A 16833-nucleotide genomic window follows, 5' to 3' on the forward strand; every position below is an offset into this window, starting at 1 on the left:
CGGAAAGTTACATCTGGTCGGGCGCCGTGATACCGAGCAGCAGCAGACCTTGCACCAGTACCGAACGGGTCAGCTCCAACAACGCGAGACGTGACTCGCGCACGGCATCGTCCTCGGCCTTGATGACCGGGCACTGCTCATAGAACGAACTGAAGGTCTGCGCCAGATCGGACAGATAGCTGCACAGCCGGTGCGGCTCAAGCGTCTCCCCTACCGCGACCACGACCCCGCCGAAGTCCAGCAGCCGCAGCGCGAGCGCCCGTTCAGCCGGCTCCTGCACCACGATCGGTCCGACCGGGTCGACGACGCCGGCTTTGGCCAGGATCGAGCGGATCCGGGTCGTCGCGTACTGCAGGTAGGGGCCCGTGTCACCCTGCAGCGCGACCATCCGGTCCAGGTCGAAGGTGTATCCGCTGTCGTGCGAAACCGACAGGTCGGCGTATTTCAACGCGGCGATGCCGACCTGGTGAGAGATCACGTCGCGGGTGTGCTGGTCCAGGTCGGGGCGTGAGGCCGCGATGACCTCTGCCGATCGCGCGAACGCGGCATCGACCAGACTCTGCAGCGATACGAGGTCACCGGAACGGGTCTTGAGGATCTTGCCGTCAGCGCCGACCACATTTCCGATCTGCACGTGAATCGGAGTCAGGCCCTGCACCCACCCGGCCAACCGTGCCGTCTGCCAGCACATCGAGAAATGCAGCTGCTGCGCCGCTCCGACCACGTAGAGCGCACGATCGACGTGCAGGTCGAGCGCACGGTGCCTGATGGTGGCGATGTCGGTCACTGCATAGCCGTAGCCGCCGTCGGACTTACGCACGATCAGCGGCAACGGTTTGCCGTCACGACCCTGCACACCGTCCAGGAAGACACACAGTGCGCCCTGGCTGATCTGAGCGATGCCCTTCTCCTGCAGAGCATCACAGATGCCGGGCAGCTCGTCGTTATAGGAGGACTCACCGTCGATGTCGTCGTCGGTGAGGGTGATGTCGAGCTCGGTGTAGACCCGGTTCAGGTAGACCCGGGACAACTGCAGGATCTCCTCCCAGAAGCGCAGGGTCTCGGGGTCCCCGGACTGCAGGAGCGTCACCCGATGGCGCGCGCGAGCATCGAAATCGCCGGCGCTACCTGCGGGCTCGGCTTTCTCGGCAGTTGTGAACTTGCCGCGGGCGGCACGGTAGAACGTGTTGGGGTCGCTCTCCAGCAGCTTCGCCTCGTCGCTGTGCTCACCCACCTCCAGCAGATGCTCGATCAGCATCCCGAACGGCGTGCCCCAGTCACCGAGGTGGTTCTGCCGGATCACTTCGTGACCGAGGTACTCCAGCGTGCGTACCAGCGCATCACCGACCACGGCACTACGAAGGTGGGCGACGTGCATCTCTTTCGCGGCGTTGACCGAGGAGTACTCCACGATGACCCGTTCACGCGCAGGTTCAATGACACCGAGGTGGTCATCCTGGCGCAGCGCGTTGAGGGCACCGGAAATCCACTGCTGGGACAGCGTGACGTTGAGAAATCCGGGACCGGCAACCTCAACCGCCTCGATGATGTCGCCACGGTCGAGGTGGTCCACAATCGACTGGGCAACCTCCCGCGGCGGGCGGCCGAGGCGCTTACCGGCGGCCATCGCGGCGTTCACCTGCAGGTCGGCGGCGGTCTGCCGTTTGTTGGCCGCACGGATGACAGGGTCGACGTCGGCCCACGCAGGCCCGAACGCTGCGGCCATCGCCTGCTGGATGTGCGGGGTGAGGGCGGTAGTCGGATCAGGCATGAGGCCAAGGATATCGACGCAGCACGGCCATCCCGAACCGATTTCCGTGTCGTCTCAGCTCCAGCTCAGCTGACATCGATACGGTCCGCACGCTCCGATCCGCCACCTGGAAAGTCGAACCTTGAGTCACCTCACCTACCTGCAGGCCAGCGTGATGGGCCTGTTGCAGGGCGTCACCGAGCTCGTCCCCATCTCCAGTCTCGGGCACTCACTGCTGGTGCCGGCCTGGATCGGCGGGTCCTGGGCGGACCTGGTGACCCAGCAGGGTTCGAAGAGCGCAACCCCGTTCCTCGCGTTCATCGTCGCGCTGCACGTGGCGACTGCATTCGCGTTGATCGCGTTCCAGTGGCGCGACTGGCTGCAGGTGCTCGGCGGGGTCGGCGACGTGGCGCGAGATCGCCGGATAAGCACGCCGCGCGCCCGCCTGCTCGCACTCCTGGTCGCCGCGACGATCCCCATCGGGATCATCGGGCTGGTGCTGGACAAACCGTTGCGGCATCTTTTCTCCCACCCCATTGCGGCCGCGATCTTCCTCACCGCGAACGGCCTGGTGCTGTTGACCGTCGAGTTGCTCACGCAGCGAACCGGCCGAAAGTCACGCGGATCGCACTCTGCAGGTGAGGGCGGCGCCGAACTGGACTTCTCGCACACCGGTTTCGGTGAAGCGATTGCGATCGGCACAAGTCAGGCCCTTGCCCTCCTTCCCGGCATCTCACGATCCGGGGTCACCATCTCGGCCGGCCTGCTGCGCGGATGGAGCCATGAGCGCGCGGTGCACTTCGCCTTCCTGCTCGCCACCCCGATCATCCTCGCGGCCGGAGTACTGAAGATCCCCGAGCTGTTCGGTCCGGAAGGTAAAGGGATCGGCGGTCAGGTGCTGGTGGGATTCGTCATTGCCTTCATCGCGGCGTATGCAGCTGCCCGCTGGCTGACCCGCTTCCTACGCACCCGCACGCTCTATCCCTTCGTCATCTACTGCCTGATCGCCGGCGTCGCCAGCATCATCCGCTTCGCCTGAACAGGATATTTTGGGGAATTGCGTTGCGGACGTAGACGATTCGTCATCGACCGACCTTAGTTACGATACCGTGGGGTTTCAACACGCCCCCCACGCGCGCATAATGAGAGGTAATGGCAACCTCATCTCACCACCCGCGCCCCCGTCTCGCCAACAGCCCGTTCCAGCCTCACCAGGAGCCGGATGTCGAGCACTTCGAGCTCAACGACCGCGTCTCGCACGACTCCTACGGAGTGGGCAAGGTCATCGGGGTCGACGCCAGCGGACTCACCGTCGATTTCAGCAGCAAGACGGTCCGCATCACCACGCCCTTCCGGAAGATGACCAAGATCTAGATTCTCCGGTCGGCGGCTGGTCGGTTTTGCAAAACTAGGCCGGTGAGCCGCCTACGACGTGGGACGGCTCCACTTGGACCACGCCGCCTGTTTGGTGGTGCCTGACAAGTCAGCCACCTGGCTCCACGAGCCTGCGACAGCAAGTGAACGGGCCGACTGTGCCACGCAGGTACCTGCGTGGCCGGTCATCGACAGCAGCTCTGTGAATGATTCACGACTGTCCCGCAGGGCGAGTTCGGACATCGCATGACGGGCGACCTCGGCCAGCTGTGCCGTGGGAAGTCCTTTGAGGTCTTCGGGCGACATTGCCACCACGCTCTCTCTCGCGAATATGCGCTAACTCCGGCGTTGCCTCTGACGCTGGCTCACGCTACGGCAGTGGCGTCGGAAGCCGGGGTGGCACGCAGGACGAAGTCCAGCTGGGCCGACGGATCATCGAAGGTGCGGATGAAGGACCGGTCCGGCCAGCGGTATTCCACGCACCGCTCGTCAGGTCGGTAGATGGCGGTGTAGAGCGTGCCGAAACCGCCCGCGAAATTCTCCGCCCGCACGGGCGCTTCCATGAAGACCTTCGCGAGTTCGTCCCGATCGGGTCCACCGTTAATGAGGTCCAGCAGCAGATCGTGCCGCTCCACGCTACGCAGTTGGCGCGCATGCTCGGGGAATTCCGGCGTCCTTCCCCGGTGGTTCGTCGCCGCCTGGAGCGGCCGGTATTCCGGTGCGGCGTCCTGGGCTACGTACGCGGTGACCGCCTTGCCGTGCGCGTCAGCAATGGTCAGGTTGTAGGCCATGGCCATGGGGATGGTGTCGAGCTTGGCCTTCGCCTCCTGCACCGTCGCGCAGGTCTCCAGCACGTAGCGAACGACCATCGGCACTGCGAATCCCTGCCCCGAGCCCGGTCGTCCACCGAATGCGAGGGACACCATGAGCCCGGCGTCGTTCATCCCGTCCAGCAGCCCCCAGAGGCAGTCGCTGGTACCGATGACCTGGTAGGGACCGAACCCGGTGGACAGCACCACGCGCTCCCACAGATCGGGGTTGTAGTCGTAGTTGCGCACCAGGGTCGGCCGGTCTCCCGTCAGTACCGCCTGCGAGCACCCCGGCGCGAACTGCGGTAGATCCCATCCGGTCAGGAAGCGCGCGAGAAGCTCGTCGCCGCCACCCAGCTGGACCATCCGCTGCCACGTCGGCAGCAGCTCGGGCATGTGCTGGGCCAGCAGCTCGGAGCAGATCTGCAGGCTGGGGCGGCGTGCCTCGCCCTCGCTGAGATACCAGGCCCGGTAGGCCGGCCAGGTGGCGTCGAGCAGCCCCTTCCACTGTGCGCCGGGCCGCTGTTCCCGGATGGCGAACATGGTCAGCTCACGCTCGTAGGTGGGGCGCGGCTGATGACCGACCGGCTCGCCGATCGCGGCGGGCCATTCGGCGGACCAGCCAGTGCCCACCCCATCATCGGCCCAGTGCTGCTGAGCCGGCAAAGGCTGCCATGCCCAGCTTCGACCAATGGCACTACCAACCTCGACAATCCCGTGCGACAGGGCCGCCTGAGCAGCCGGATCGCGGCGGCGGGACAGCTCCTGAGCCACTGCCCTCAGCAGTGACCCGAGGTCATCGGAGGTCGCGAGGGTGAGGTCGGTTGGTGCTTCAGCATCGTTCGTCAAGGTAAACATGACGTCAAGATTAAATTGACGACCTGGACGCCGTCAAGCCAGAATTGACTGGTGCCCGTGCGTGGCGGTACCTGTGGCGGGGTACAACAGGGTCATGCGTATCTTCTTCACCGGAGGCAGCGGTAAGGCCGGCCGACACGTCGCGCCCTACCTCGCCGATCAGGGCCACCACGTCACCAATGCCGACCTCGTACCGCTGGGCCACCCGGCGGTCACCGACCTGCGGGTCGATCTCACCAGTGCCGGTGAGACCTATTCAGCGCTCGCCGGGCTGGCGAATCTGGACGAGTTGGACCTGCCGGAGGCCCCGCGGTACGACGCCGTGGTGCACTTCGCGGCAATACCGCGCATCGCTCTCATGTCCGACGCGACAACGTATGCAACGAACGTGCTCAGCACCTACAACGTGCTGGAGGCCGCGACCCGACTGGGCGTGCGCAAGATCGTGTTCGCCTCCTCGGAGACGACCTACGGAATCTGCTTCGCACAGGGCGAGCGCCGCCCGCTCTACCTGCCCGTCGACGAGGAGCACCCGACCGTCCCCGAGGACGCCTACGCCATGTCGAAGGTCGCGAGTGAGGCCACAGCGCGGTCGTTCCACGCCCGCACCGGAGCGGACATCTACGGGCTGCGGATCAACAACGTGATCGAGCCGCACGAATACACGCAGTTGTTCCCCGACTTTCTCCAGGACCCATCGCTGCGACGCCGCAACATCTTCGCCTACATCGACACCCGCGACCTGGGCCACCTGGTGGCGCGCTGCCTGCACACCGATGGGCTGGGCTACGAGGTGTTCAACGTCGCCAACGCCGATATGTCCGTCGCGGCCACGAACGATCAGGTCCGTGAGCGCTTCTACGACGGCGTGCAGGTGCGCCGCGAGATGGGCCGCGACGAGACGTTCTACTGCATCGACAAGGCACGCGATCTGCTCGGCTATGCACCCACCCACTCCTGGCGCGATGAACTGACCGACCCCGGCGCCGAGGAAGTCCGAGCATGAAGCCGGGTCGATGAACATGCACTTTCGCGAGCATTGCTGCTGCAGAACGCCGTCGTTCCGGGGTCTGCACAGCGCGCGACCAGCAGAGTGCATGTTGGCCGCTGCGCGCGACGCTCCGCGCGTCAGCCGGCGACGTAGATCGTGTTGGTCGACTCGCCACCGGTCAGGAAGTTCGCGAAGCTGACGACATGCGCGTCGCAGGTATCGAAGACCTGAGCCAGCAGCGCGTTGAAGTCCTCATCCGGCGGGTCGTCCGACCACAGAGCGAAGACACCGCCGGGGGCGAGGTGCCGTTTCAGTTGGCGTAGCCCGTCCAGGCTGTAGAACGCGGCGTGGCTGGGGTGCAGCACGTGCCTTGGGGTGTGGTCGATGTCCAGCAGTACGGCGTCGAAGACACGGCCGGGCGCGTCGGGGTCGAATCCACGCTCGGATGCGGACATCGCGAAGAAGTCGTCGAAGACCAGTCGAGTGCGAGGGTCGCCCACCAACTCGGCGGCGCCGGGCAGTAACTCTTTTTCGTGCCACTCGATGACCTCGGCCATTGCGTCCACGACGATCATCGAACTGACGCGGACATCCTCCAATGCGGCCCGCGCCGTCCACCCCAGGCCAAGTCCGCCGACCACGACGTCCAGATGTGCGCCACAGGCCTGTGCGAGACCCAGCCTGGCCAGCTCCACCTCAGCGACGGTGAACAAACTCGACATCAGAAACTCGTCGCCGAGCTTCACTTCATAGACGTCGACCTTGAGCGTGGGCTCCACCCGGCGGCGCAGGCTGATCTCGCCGCGGGGGGTCGCACTGAAAGCCAGCTCTTCGAATCGTGCACTCACCCGACGAACGTAGTGCAGCCCCCGTGGTTAAGGATCAGGGTGGGACCCCGGCGATGGCGCTTATCTGGAGACCAAGGAGGCGCTGACCGGGCGAATGACCCTCAGGAAACCGTTACCTGCGACCGGTCGAAGGCGAGGTAGCCCGCGAAGTCACGGCCGACGCGCTTGGTCGCACCGTCGTAGAGGTCGGGGTAGCTCCAGGCCGCGTCCTTGTGGGCGCCGCCAGGCGTCGTGACGTCCCAGTACTGGGCGGCGCCCTTCCACGGACAGGTGTAGGCCGTCGAGCTGGTCGTGAAGAGCGCCGCATCGATGGAACTGGGCGGGAAGTAGTAGTTCCCCTCGATCGAAACGACCTCGTCCTCCGTGGCGGTAGCGACGACGACATCGTTGATGCTGACCTGCATGATCTGCTCCCTTGATTGCGGTGCTGACTCTTACGGTGAGTAGCGCCTTTCGAGCCTACGTTCCCAATCGTTGCGATCGACATGCACGTCGGCAACTCGAGCTCCGAGTACCCCGTCGTCGCCGGGGGTACGGGTAGCCGAGTCCGACGAAGTGCATGTCCGTCGCTGCACGAAACCGCCGACGCCCGTAGCCGTCAGACCGGCTCGAGCAACGGAGTACCCGCCTCTTGAGCCAGGGCAGCGATCTGTTGCGACACAGTCGACGTGCCGGTGCGCAGTGGACACGAATAATCGGCAACCGATTGACTTACCCTCATGAATTTCCTGAGCCGGATGCCCCCCGCTCGGCTCGGTGCCTGCGGTGCGCTGCTGTCGATGACGACGGTGCAACTGGGCGTCGCGGCATCCGTGGGCTTCTTCGACCGCATCGGCGCCCGGGGCACTGCATGGCTGCGCCTGGTCTGGGCAGCGGTGATCTTCCTGATCGTCGCGCGACCCTGGCGCTCGACGTGGACGCGAAAGAATCTGCTGACCTGCGCCGCGCTGGGCGTCGTCACCGCGGTGATGACGTTGTCATTCATGACCGCCGTCTCCCGGATCCCGCTGGGTACAGCGAGCGCGTTGGAATTCCTCGGCCCGCTCACCATCGGTGTGCTGCGGGGTAAGGGCTCTGCCCGGCTCTGGGCGGTGGCCGCGGCGGCCGGCGTCCTGCTGATGACGGGGCCGTGGGCCAGCAGCGCCAACCTCGTCGGCGTCGGTTTCGCGCTGATTGCCGGGCTGTGCTGGGGTGCGTACATTTTGCTCACCCAGCGCGCGGGCGATGCCGTGGAGGGGGTGCAGGCGCTGGCCATCTCGATGCCGGTCGCTGCGCTCGTTGCCACCATCATCGTCGGGCCATCGACATTCGGCCGGCTCAGCTGGTCGGTGATGGCCAGCGGCATCGGCCTGGCGTTGCTGATGCCGGTGATCCCTTTCACCCTCGAACTACTGGCGTTGCGTCGTCTGCAGACCGCGGCCTTCGGGATCCTGATGAGCATCGAGCCCGCCATCGCCCTACTGATCGGTGTGGCGCTGCTCGGGCAGGTGCCGCAACTGACAGCGGCTCTCGGGGTACTGCTAGTAGTCAGCGCAGGCGTCGGCGCGGCGCGCTCCGGCGCTCGCGACGGGGCCAGCGAGCCGGCCTGGAACACGTCCGAACTCATCGACCAGGCCGTGCGGTGATCGACACGTTCGGCGTACGCCTTCTCACGATGCCTTCAAGCAGGCTCCGTAGGCTCAGGCCGGGCAGTTGGACGGCCCGAATGCCCGCAGCACCCTGAGGAGGACAGTTCGTGAGCAGTCTGGTCGATCGGCTACTGACCCTGAACGCGATCCTGGTGTACGTCGTCGTCGGGCTTCTCGTGTTCGCCGAGGACGCGCTCTTCGTCGGCTTCGTGCTTCCCGGCGAGACTGCGGCGGTGCTCGGCGGGGTGGTCGCGAGCCAGGGCCGGATCTCCATCGTGGCGATGATCGCCATCGTGGTGGCTGCCGCGATCGTGGGGGACACCGTCGGATACGAAGTCGGCCGTCGTTTCGGACCGCGTCTGCTGAATTCCCAGGTCCTCGCCAAGCGTCAGGAACGACTGAACGACGCGCAGGACTTCCTTCGCCGACGTGGTGGTTGGGCGGTCCTACTGGGTCGGTTCGTCGCGTTCTTCCGCGCGGTGATGCCTGCGTTGGCCGGAACATCCCGGATGCCGTACCGCCGGTTCCTGGCTTTCAACGCGGTCGGCGGAATCCTGTGGGGCATCGCGTTCGTCATGGTCGGTTACCTAGCCGGCAACTCGTACAAGACCGTGGAGTCCTACGTGGGCAAGGGCGCGGCGATCGCGGTAGCGGCCGTCGTCGTGATCGCCCTTGTCGTGTGGCGGATCCGCAAGCACCGCGCCGAATCCGGCGCGGGAGGTTGACGGGTCAGCTACGGATGAAGTCCGCGACGACCCGGCCCAGTTCTGCTCCAGCATCCTCCTGCAGGAAGTGCCCGGCGTTCTGAATGGTCGGGTGGTTGCGGTTCCGGGCGCCGGGAATCAGCTTCTGCAGGATCGGCCCCATCGCACCGGTGATCGGATCGCTGTCGCTGAACGGGAGCAGAAACGGCAACTCGCTCGTTGAAAGCACCTGCCACGCAGCGCGGTTGGCCTCACTGGCCGGGTCGTCGGGGCGGGTCGGCACCAGGGACGGCATAGCTCGTGGTCCTGCTTTGGAGCGCTCGTCCGGGAAGGGCGCGTCGTAGGCCGCGCGGATCCCCTCAGCCACGGGGCGTGCACAGCCACCGGCGACCAGCCGCCCGATGTCGAGCAGCTCAGCATTCTCGACCGCGCGGCGGAACGCCCACCAGACCGGCGGCATGTCGAAGTCACCCGTCGGCAGGCCGGTATTGGCGGCCACCACCCGGGCAAAGCGGTCGGGGTGCTCGGCGACCAGCCGTAGCCCGACGAGCCCGCCCCAGTCCTGCCCGACGAGGGTGACGTCGTGCAGGTCGAGGTGATCGAAGAGCAGTTCCCTGGTCCACTCGACCAGCCGGGCGTAGGAGTAATCGCTGCGATCGATGGGTTTGTCGGAGCGGCCGAAACCGACGAGGTCGGGCACCACGCACCGTATCCCACTCTTTACCAGCACCGGGATCACGTGCCGGTAGAGGAAGGACCACGACGGCTCACCATGTAGTAGCACTGCCACCGGCCCGTCCGCCGGCCCCGCATCGACGTACGCCACACGCAGGGTGCCACCGTCGGGGTCATTGACCTGCGCGTAGGACGGCTCCCACCCGAAGTCGGGCAGGTTCTCGAAGGCTGAGTCGGGGGTGCGATAGGTCTCCATCTCAATCAGTCTGCACTGTGCCGCTCCAGGATGGTCTGGCCGAGCAGCATCCCCGAGAGCCACGCCGCCTCCACCCTGGGCTTGCTGGACCACGAGTCGCCACACAGTCCGATGCCGTCGTCGCCGAGGTGAAAGGCGCGCTCACGGGTACCGGCAGGGTGGGCCACCGACCACCGGTGCACCCGTGACCAGGTCGGCTGATCGCGGATGCCGAGCAATCTCGTCAGCGCCGCGCGCATTGCCGGCTCGGCGCCTTCCGGGTGGTCGAGGTGCTGCTTCGCGAGCGCCTCACTCGAGTGGGCCACCAGCACCGGGGCGCTGTCACCGCGGCGGCCACCGTCGTCGGCGATCCAGGTCAGATGCGGGTCACCGTTGACGAAGGCACCCTCGAAACCTTCACGCCACGAACGGGTTTCCCACCCGGCGAGCAACGCCATGGTCGGCACGTAGTTGTCGGTGAGCTGCTCCCTTGAGGCCAGGGACGCGTCGAGCAGACGTCGGGCCTGCGGGTCGGGCATCGCGAGCACCACCGTGTCAGCTGACCGCCCGTCGACCTCGAGGATGCCAGTGCGTCCATCACGGGTCACCACCTCGACGGCGCGGTGTTCTGTTGCCACCCCCGAGGCCAGGTCCTCGACGAGCGAGCGCAACCCACCCTGGGCGGCCCAGCGCATCGATCCCTGCTTCGGCTCGCCGCGCTCGCCGTCGTCATACACATCGAAGGTGTCGGTCCATTCGCGGGCCAGACCTCGCGCCTGCCAGTCGTCAACGACCGCGGCGAACCGGTCGTCGCTGACAGTGAAGTACGACGCACCGGTGTCGACGGGGTGTCCGTCAACGGTGCGCACGGCCATCCGCCCGCCGAGTCGACGGCCTCGGTCGACCAAGGTGACGTCGATACCGCCGTCCGTCAACACTCGGGCGCACGCAACGCCCGAGATACCTCCACCGACGACAACCACAGGATCCATGCACTCATCCTGCCTGCCCATCGGTTCGATGTGTTCGAGGGTCCGACGGGCATAGGCCATGACGTCGATCGCCGACCCGACCGGTGTCGCGTCACGCTGCGGTGCGGCTACCGCTCAGCACGCAGAAATCTCGCCGGGTAGTTGTTGCGCGCTCACCAACTGCTTGGTCGGGAAGGCATGCATCGGACAGATAGGACGCCGTCAATGTCGGGCTCTTCACGCCATCGCTCACGACTCCCTGCGACCACCCAGCCTCACCCAGCAGGTATTCGAATTGCACCTCGGGAGTGTCCCTGCCCAGAAACTGCACTGACCACCACAACTGATGTGGGTCAGGGCCCGTGGCCGAAGATCTCGCTATCCGGACACTTTTGAGTCCTCAGATTCGCTTGAATCGCGGTGTGGTCCACTGTTGTTGGTAGCGTTGGTACCAGCGCGACATCAACGGCGCAGCCTTCGCTGATCATTGGCAATGGGCCGGCGCCACGATGACAGTCACGTACTGCGGAGTCCAGTAACCACTCTGAACCGACAGTTGCGCGGCAGCTCGTCAGCGGATCAGGCCGCGCGCTTTCGCGGCGGCGACGGCTGAGGTGCGCGAGTCGACTTCGAGCTTGTCGTAGACATGCACCAGGTGGGTCTTGACGGTGGCCTCGCTGAGGAAGAGTCGCTTGCCGATATCCCTGTTGGACAGCCCTTCTGCGACGAGGCCGAGTACCTCGGTCTCTCGATTGGACAGCGACGTCGCGGGCGCGCGCATCCGGCCCATCAGTCGATGCACGATCGCTGGCGCGAGCGCGGACTGCCCGGCCGCCGCCGTCCGTACGGCTGCGGCCAGCTCTTCCGGTGGAGCGTCTTTGAGCAGGTACCCCGAGGCGCCGGCTTCGATCGCGGCCAGGATGTCGGCGTCGGTTTCATAGGTCGTGAGGATGAGGACCTTCGGGGGGTTCGGCCCCGCGCTGATCGCTGCAGTGGCCTGTGACCCGTGCATACCGGCTCCGAACTGCAGGTCCATCAGCACCACGTCGACGGGTAACTCGGCGGCGAGGCGGACGGCCTCTTCGGCGGATGCTGCCTCAGCGATGATCTCGAAATCCGACTCGGTGTCCAACACTGCCCGGAGGCCGGCGCGGACGACGGGGTGGTCGTCCGCGAGGAGTAGCCGGATCGTCATCTGCGGCTCACCGAAGGCACTGCCGACGTGCGGGTCTCTTCCGTTTCCGGTCCGATCGGGAAACTGGCGGCTACCGTGGTGCCCTGGCCGGGCTCCGAAGTCAGCGACCAGGTGCCGCCGAGGGAACGAATGCGCGAGCGCATGGCGGTCAGGCCAAATCCACCGTCGGCGCTCGCGGGCCGCAAAGGCACCGTGGCCGGGTCGAACCCGACGCCATCGTCCACCACATCGAGCGCAATACCGAGATCCATGTAGGTCAGTGTCAGCTCGGCGCGACTGGCGCCGGCATGCTGCACGGCGTTGGCGAGCGCCGACTGGGCGATCCGCAGCAGCCCGACTTCGTACGGCTTCGGCACCTCCCGCGGTTCGCCGACGAGATGGAAGTTCACGCTCAGCCCATCACGCTCCCGGGTGGTCACAGAGAGTCGGTCCAGAGCCGCGGGCAGCGAGGCGCCATCGAGGTTCATCGGCGTGAGCGCCCGCACCACCCGTCGCGCTTCGGTGAGGTTGTCCTGCGCGGTCTCCCGGGCGAGCACGACATGCCGGGCCGCAGTTTCGGGCTGATCGGGCAGCGCCCGCTCGGCGGCGCGCAGTAGCAACTGGATGCTTGACAGGCCCTGCGCGAGCGTGTCGTGAATCTCACGGGCGAGCCGCTCCCGCTCGGCAAGGACACCGGCTCCGCGCTCAGCGACAGCGAGGTCGTTGCGGGTCTCGCGTAACTGCTCGATCAGCCGACGTCGTTGCTCACTCTCACGGTAGAGGGCTTGATAGCCACGCACGACAGCGATGGCGACGGCCGCGCCGAGTACCGGACCGATGATCGCACCGAGCGCGAAACTGCCCAGGTGCCAGATAAATCCGACAATCGCGACCACTGTGGTCGCGACAACGGCGGCCAGACCCCACTTCCCCGGCAGGAGGTGCAGTTGCAGGAAGAAGAGCGGGAACGCGATCCAGACACCATCCGGGGTCAACACGAGCAACACCAACCAGGCCGCTCCCAGCGCGGCCAGCCAGTAGGCCGCAGCGGTGCGCGAGCTTCGTACTGAGGGCAGCAACGACCCGGCCGCGTAGACGAGGCCCATCAGCGCAGCCGCGCCGAGGACCGCCGGGGCTCGACTCGCGCCGTCGGCGAAGGCTCGCGCGACGGCGAGTATCAGCAGTCCCGCCAGCAGCAGGTGCAGGCAGATACGCAGTAGCTGAAGCGGCTTGTCCAACGTCAGTGGAGTCACGGCTGAGGACACCTCCCGGGCCAATTCTGCCGTGGCATCGAGGCAGGCGCATCCATCGAAAGGTGGATTCTCACATCGTCAATTCGTCACTGCGAGATAGATCTGCCGCGCGATGGAACCGGCTGCGAATCGCAGCAGAGTGGAGGGCACACCAATCATCGAGCGAAAGGAACCACAGCCTCATGTTCGTCGCGTGGAGGGATTTACGGTCTGCCAAGGGGCGGTTCGCACTGATGGGGACCGTCGTCATCCTGATGACGCTACTGGTTGTGATCCTGTCGGGCCTGACGGCGGGGTTGGGCAAGCAGAGTACGTCGGCGATCACCGGATTGTCGGCGGACCACATCACCTTCGCCGTGCCGTCGGGAAGTGGCGGACCGTCGTTCACCGAGTCGATGGTGACGCAGGCGCAGTGGCAGCAGCTCGCGAAGGCACCCGGCGTGCGCAGCGCGCATCCGCTCGGCATCACTTCGGTGAAGGCGAGCACGACCGGCGATGCGCGCACGGCTGGGCTGTCCGCGTTTGGCGTACAACCCACGTCCGGTATAGCTCCGGGCCCGGTCTCCCCCGGCAGCGTGGTGTTGTCCACCGGGGCGGCAGAGGCGCTGTCGGTGAGTCAGGGTGACCAGATCGTGGTGTCCGGGCGCGCGTTGACGGTCGCCGCGGTCGCCGGGGATGCCTCCTTCAGTCACACGCCGGTGGTGTGGATGAGCCTGGTCGACTGGCAGCGACTCTCACCAGGAGCGGGTAACCGCGCCACGGTGGTCGCGGTGACCACCGACTCGACCTCGAGTCTGGCGGCGACTGACAAGCGGCTGGGCACGGACACCATCGCCAAGAGCGACTCGCTGGCGGCGATCGGCTCCTACTCTTCGGAGAACGGGTCGCTGCAGATGATGCGCGGGTTGCTCTTCGCAATCTCTGCCCTGGTGATCGGCGCGTTCTTCACGGTCTGGACAATCCAGCGCAGCCGCGACATCGCCATCTTGAAGGCACTCGGCGCGACCACGCGCTACTTACTCCGTGACGCACTCGGTCAGGCAGTGGTGCTGCTCGTCGGCGGCACATTGGTCGGTTCCGCGTTGGCAGCAGGGCTTGGGGCGCTGGCCTCCGGAACGGTGCCGTTCGTACTCAGCGCAAGCACCGTGCTCTTCCCTGCGGCGGTGATGATCGCGCTCGGTGCGGTCGGCGCAGCCCTGTCCGTACGTCGCATCACCTCGGTCGATCCGCTGACCGCCCTGTCCGGCCACTGACCCTGACTCTCCCGAAAGGCACTCGCATGAGCTTGCACCTGTCCGACGTCACCCTGACCTACCCCGACGGCGATTCCCGCCTGACCGCGCTCGACAATGTGAGCCTCGACGTACCGGCAGGACGCGTCACTGCCGTGATCGGCCCGTCCGGCTCCGGTAAATCGAGCCTGCTGGCAGTCGCAGCCACCCTGGTCACCCCCGACAATGGAAAGGTCGTCATCGACGGCATCTCCACCGCGGGCAAGGACCGCAATGAGCTGACTGAGCTGCGCCGCCGCAAGGTCGGAATTGTCTTCCAACAACCCAACCTGCTCGCGTCGCTCACCGCCATCGAGCAGTTGGAGGTGATGGCGCACATCGACGGCCGGTCCCCTCGGGAAGTTACTGCTCGGGCGCGGGAGCTGCTGGACCAGGTTGGGTTGGCGCGCAAGGCGAACAGTCGCCCCGGGCACCTCTCGGGTGGGGAGCAACAGCGGGTGAATATCGCCCGCGCGCTGATGAACAATCCTGCCGTGCTGCTCGTCGATGAACCGACCAGCGCGTTGGACCAGGAACGCGGCGCCGAGATCATCGACCTCTTCACCACGATCACCCACCGCGACGGAATCGCGACCGTCCTTGTCACCCACGACCGGGCCCACCTGGGCGGGATGGACGCCATGTACGAGGTAGTCGACGGCCGGCTTCGCGCACTCACCGCTGCGTCGAGGTCCTAATCCGCCAACTTCAGTGCCTGGACGACAAGTACTGAGGCTTGAGTACTACAAACAGTAGTAATGTGGTGGTGCACCCACAACCGCATGCCGAGAGGGCACACCCGTGAGCAACCTGGACCTCGCACGGTGGCAGTTCGCCATCACGACCGTCTACCACTTTCTCTTTGTTCCCATCACGATCGGCTTGTCAGCGATGGTGGCCGGCTTCGAGACTCAGTGGCTGCGCAAGCGGAACCCCGAGATGCTGCGGCTGGCCAAGTTCTTCGGCAAATTGCTGCTGATCAACTTCGCGCTCGGGCTGGTGACCGGCATCGTGCAGGAGTTCCAGTTCGGCATGAACTGGTCGGCGTACAGCCGCTTCTACGGCGACATCTTCGGCGCGCCGCTGGCGTTCGAGGCGCTGCTCGCATTCTTCCTCGAGTCCACGTTCCTCGGAATCTGGATCTTCGGGTGGGGCCGGATCCCGGAGAAGCTGCACGCCGCGTGCATGTGGCTGGTGCACATCGGCACGCTGCTCTCGGCCTACTTCATCCTCGCCGCGAACTCCTTCATGCAGCACCCCGTCGGCTGGAAGTACAACCCCACAACCGGCCGCGCCGAGCTGACCGACTTCGTCGCCGTGCTGATGAACAAGGTGCAACTGGTGACGTTCCCGCATGTCATCGCCAGCGCCTACCTCGTCGGCGGCGGCGTCGTGATGGGCGTCGGACTGTGGCTGCTGCACAAGCACCGTGGCACCAAGGATTCGCAGATGTACCGCAAGGCCGCCCGCATCGGCGCAGTCGTGACGCTGATTGCGGGGGTCGGGGTCGCGGTCAGCGGGGACATCCAGGGCAAGATCATGACCGAGGTCCAGCCGATGAAGATGGCCGCGGCCGAAGCGCTCTACACGACTCAGAACAGCTGCGCCCCCTTCTCGCTCTTCACCGTCGGCTCCCTCAACGGACAGTCCGAGAAGGCCTCCGTCAAGGTGCCGTGCGCCCTGTCCTTCCTGGCCACCGGCAGCATCAACGGCAAGGTCGACGGCATCAACGACCTCAAGAAATCGCTGCCCGCACAGCTACAGAGGCAGGCTCGCGCTGACGGCATCCCCGCGCAGTACAGCCAGCCCGCCGACGCGGTCTACACCCCCAATATCCCGCTGGCCTATTGGAGCTTCCGGCTGATGATCGGCGTCGGGATGGCGTCCACCGTCGTCGCGCTCGGCGTCCTGTGGATCACCCGCAAGGGCCGCACCACGCTGGCCAAACCGTGGGTTTGGGTGGGCATCCTCGTGCCGCTGCTGCCGGTCTTCGGCAACTCCTTCGGCTGGATCTTCACCGAGACCGGGCGCCAGCCATGGCTGGTCTACGGGGTGATGACCACCGCGACCGGCGTCTCGAACGTCGGCGCAGCCACCGTGCTGACCTCGATGGTCGTCTACACGCTGCTGTATGCCGCGCTCGCTGTCGTCGAGATCAAGCTCTTCCTCGACTACACGCGCCGCGGTGCCGATCCTGCGCCGCCGGAAGATGGCAGCGCCTCCGACAGCGAGCACGACGCACCCGCACCCGTCTCCTTCGTCTACTGACCCGGCAACCGGAAAAGGACTACG

General features: G+C 66.0%; 18 protein-coding genes. 8 read left to right on the plus strand and 10 right to left on the minus strand.

Annotation, left to right across the window (positions count from 1 at the left end):
- Positions 1-7 precede the first annotated feature (7 nt).
- Entirely contained in the window at positions 8-1771 is a 1764-nt protein-coding gene (argS, locus tag V3G39_01020; protein XAS76643.1) for an arginine--tRNA ligase, read from the minus strand.
- A 121-nt stretch (positions 1772-1892) separates the two neighbouring features.
- Between argS and V3G39_01025 the strand changes: the two genes are divergently transcribed.
- Both V3G39_01025 and V3G39_01030 read left to right on the plus strand, forming a co-directional pair.
- Positions 1893-2789: an undecaprenyl-diphosphate phosphatase gene (locus tag V3G39_01025; protein XAS76644.1), complete on the plus strand. Its 897-nt coding sequence runs from the start codon at positions 1893-1895 to the stop codon at positions 2787-2789.
- Between the two features lie 113 nt (positions 2790-2902).
- Positions 2903-3124, plus strand: coding sequence for a hypothetical protein (locus V3G39_01030; GenBank protein ID XAS76645.1), 222 nt, complete (start codon positions 2903-2905; stop codon positions 3122-3124).
- Between the two features lie 51 nt (positions 3125-3175).
- Here the strand turns inward: V3G39_01030 and V3G39_01035 are convergent, their stop codons facing one another.
- On the minus strand, positions 3176-3430 hold the full coding sequence (locus V3G39_01035) for a hypothetical protein (protein XAS76646.1): 255 nt from the start codon (positions 3428-3430) through the stop codon (positions 3176-3178).
- Positions 3431-3489: 59 nt separating this feature from the next.
- On the minus strand, positions 3490-4791 hold the full coding sequence (locus V3G39_01040) for a C45 family peptidase (protein ID XAS76647.1): 1302 nt from the start codon (positions 4789-4791) through the stop codon (positions 3490-3492).
- A gap of 94 nt (positions 4792-4885) precedes the next feature.
- Here V3G39_01040 and V3G39_01045 point away from each other — a divergent pair, with 94 nt between their 5' ends.
- On the plus strand, positions 4886-5797 hold the full coding sequence (locus tag V3G39_01045) for an NAD(P)-dependent oxidoreductase (protein ID XAS76648.1): 912 nt from the start codon (positions 4886-4888) through the stop codon (positions 5795-5797).
- Positions 5798-5919: 122 nt separating this feature from the next.
- Here the strand turns inward: V3G39_01045 and V3G39_01050 are convergent, their stop codons facing one another.
- Complete coding sequence (locus tag V3G39_01050) at positions 5920-6630, minus strand: spermidine synthase (GenBank protein ID XAS76649.1); 711 nt, start codon at positions 6628-6630, stop codon at positions 5920-5922.
- 101 nt (positions 6631-6731) lie between these two features.
- Positions 6732-7034, minus strand: coding sequence for a DUF427 domain-containing protein (locus V3G39_01055; protein XAS76650.1), 303 nt, complete (start codon positions 7032-7034; stop codon positions 6732-6734).
- A 315-nt stretch (positions 7035-7349) separates the two neighbouring features.
- On the opposite strand from V3G39_01055, the gene V3G39_01060 reads away from it, so the two are divergent.
- Positions 7350-8255, plus strand: coding sequence for an EamA family transporter (locus V3G39_01060; GenBank protein XAS76651.1), 906 nt, complete (start codon positions 7350-7352; stop codon positions 8253-8255).
- Between the two features lie 110 nt (positions 8256-8365).
- Positions 8366-8983 (plus strand): DedA family protein, encoded by a 618-nt coding sequence (locus tag V3G39_01065; GenBank protein ID XAS76652.1) that lies wholly within the window; start codon positions 8366-8368, stop codon positions 8981-8983.
- A gap of 4 nt (positions 8984-8987) precedes the next feature.
- On the opposite strand, the gene V3G39_01070 is transcribed toward V3G39_01065, so the two are convergent.
- The 5 genes from V3G39_01070 to V3G39_01090 all read right to left on the minus strand — a co-directional run bounded on the left by V3G39_01070 (position 8988) and on the right by V3G39_01090 (position 13270).
- Complete coding sequence (locus V3G39_01070) at positions 8988-9893, minus strand: haloalkane dehalogenase (GenBank protein ID XAS76653.1); 906 nt, start codon at positions 9891-9893, stop codon at positions 8988-8990.
- A 5-nt stretch (positions 9894-9898) separates the two neighbouring features.
- Complete coding sequence (locus tag V3G39_01075) at positions 9899-10864, minus strand: FAD-dependent oxidoreductase (protein ID XAS76654.1); 966 nt, start codon at positions 10862-10864, stop codon at positions 9899-9901.
- Positions 10865-10955: 91 nt separating this feature from the next.
- The gene (locus V3G39_01080; protein ID XAS76655.1) at positions 10956-11144 is read right to left on the minus strand and encodes a hypothetical protein; all 189 of its coding nucleotides are present in this window, start codon (positions 11142-11144) and stop codon (positions 10956-10958) included.
- A 270-nt stretch (positions 11145-11414) separates the two neighbouring features.
- Positions 11415-12038 carry a response regulator transcription factor gene (locus V3G39_01085; GenBank protein ID XAS76656.1) on the minus strand — a complete coding sequence of 208 codons (624 nt, stop codon included), beginning with the start codon at positions 12036-12038 and terminating at the stop codon, positions 11415-11417.
- Positions 12035-13270 (minus strand): sensor histidine kinase, encoded by a 1236-nt coding sequence (locus V3G39_01090; GenBank protein ID XAS76657.1) that lies wholly within the window; start codon positions 13268-13270, stop codon positions 12035-12037. The genes V3G39_01085 and V3G39_01090 overlap by 4 nt, the downstream gene beginning before the upstream one ends.
- Before the next feature lie 233 nt (positions 13271-13503).
- On the opposite strand from V3G39_01090, the gene V3G39_01095 reads away from it, so the two are divergent.
- The 3 genes from V3G39_01095 (at position 13504) to V3G39_01105 (ending at position 16809) form a co-directional block, all read left to right on the plus strand.
- Positions 13504-14523 carry an ABC transporter permease gene (locus V3G39_01095; GenBank protein ID XAS76658.1) on the plus strand — a complete coding sequence of 340 codons (1020 nt, stop codon included), beginning with the start codon at positions 13504-13506 and terminating at the stop codon, positions 14521-14523.
- Positions 14524-14549: 26 nt separating this feature from the next.
- Positions 14550-15239: an ABC transporter ATP-binding protein gene (locus V3G39_01100; protein ID XAS76659.1), complete on the plus strand. Its 690-nt coding sequence runs from the start codon at positions 14550-14552 to the stop codon at positions 15237-15239.
- Between the two features lie 103 nt (positions 15240-15342).
- Positions 15343-16809 (plus strand): cytochrome ubiquinol oxidase subunit I, encoded by a 1467-nt coding sequence (locus tag V3G39_01105; GenBank protein XAS76660.1) that lies wholly within the window; start codon positions 15343-15345, stop codon positions 16807-16809.
- The last annotated feature ends 24 nt before the right edge of the window (positions 16810-16833 follow it).

It is taken from the genome of Dermatophilaceae bacterium Sec6.4, assembly GCA_039636865.1.
Lineage (GTDB): Bacteria > Actinomycetota > Actinomycetes > Actinomycetales > Dermatophilaceae > Allobranchiibius.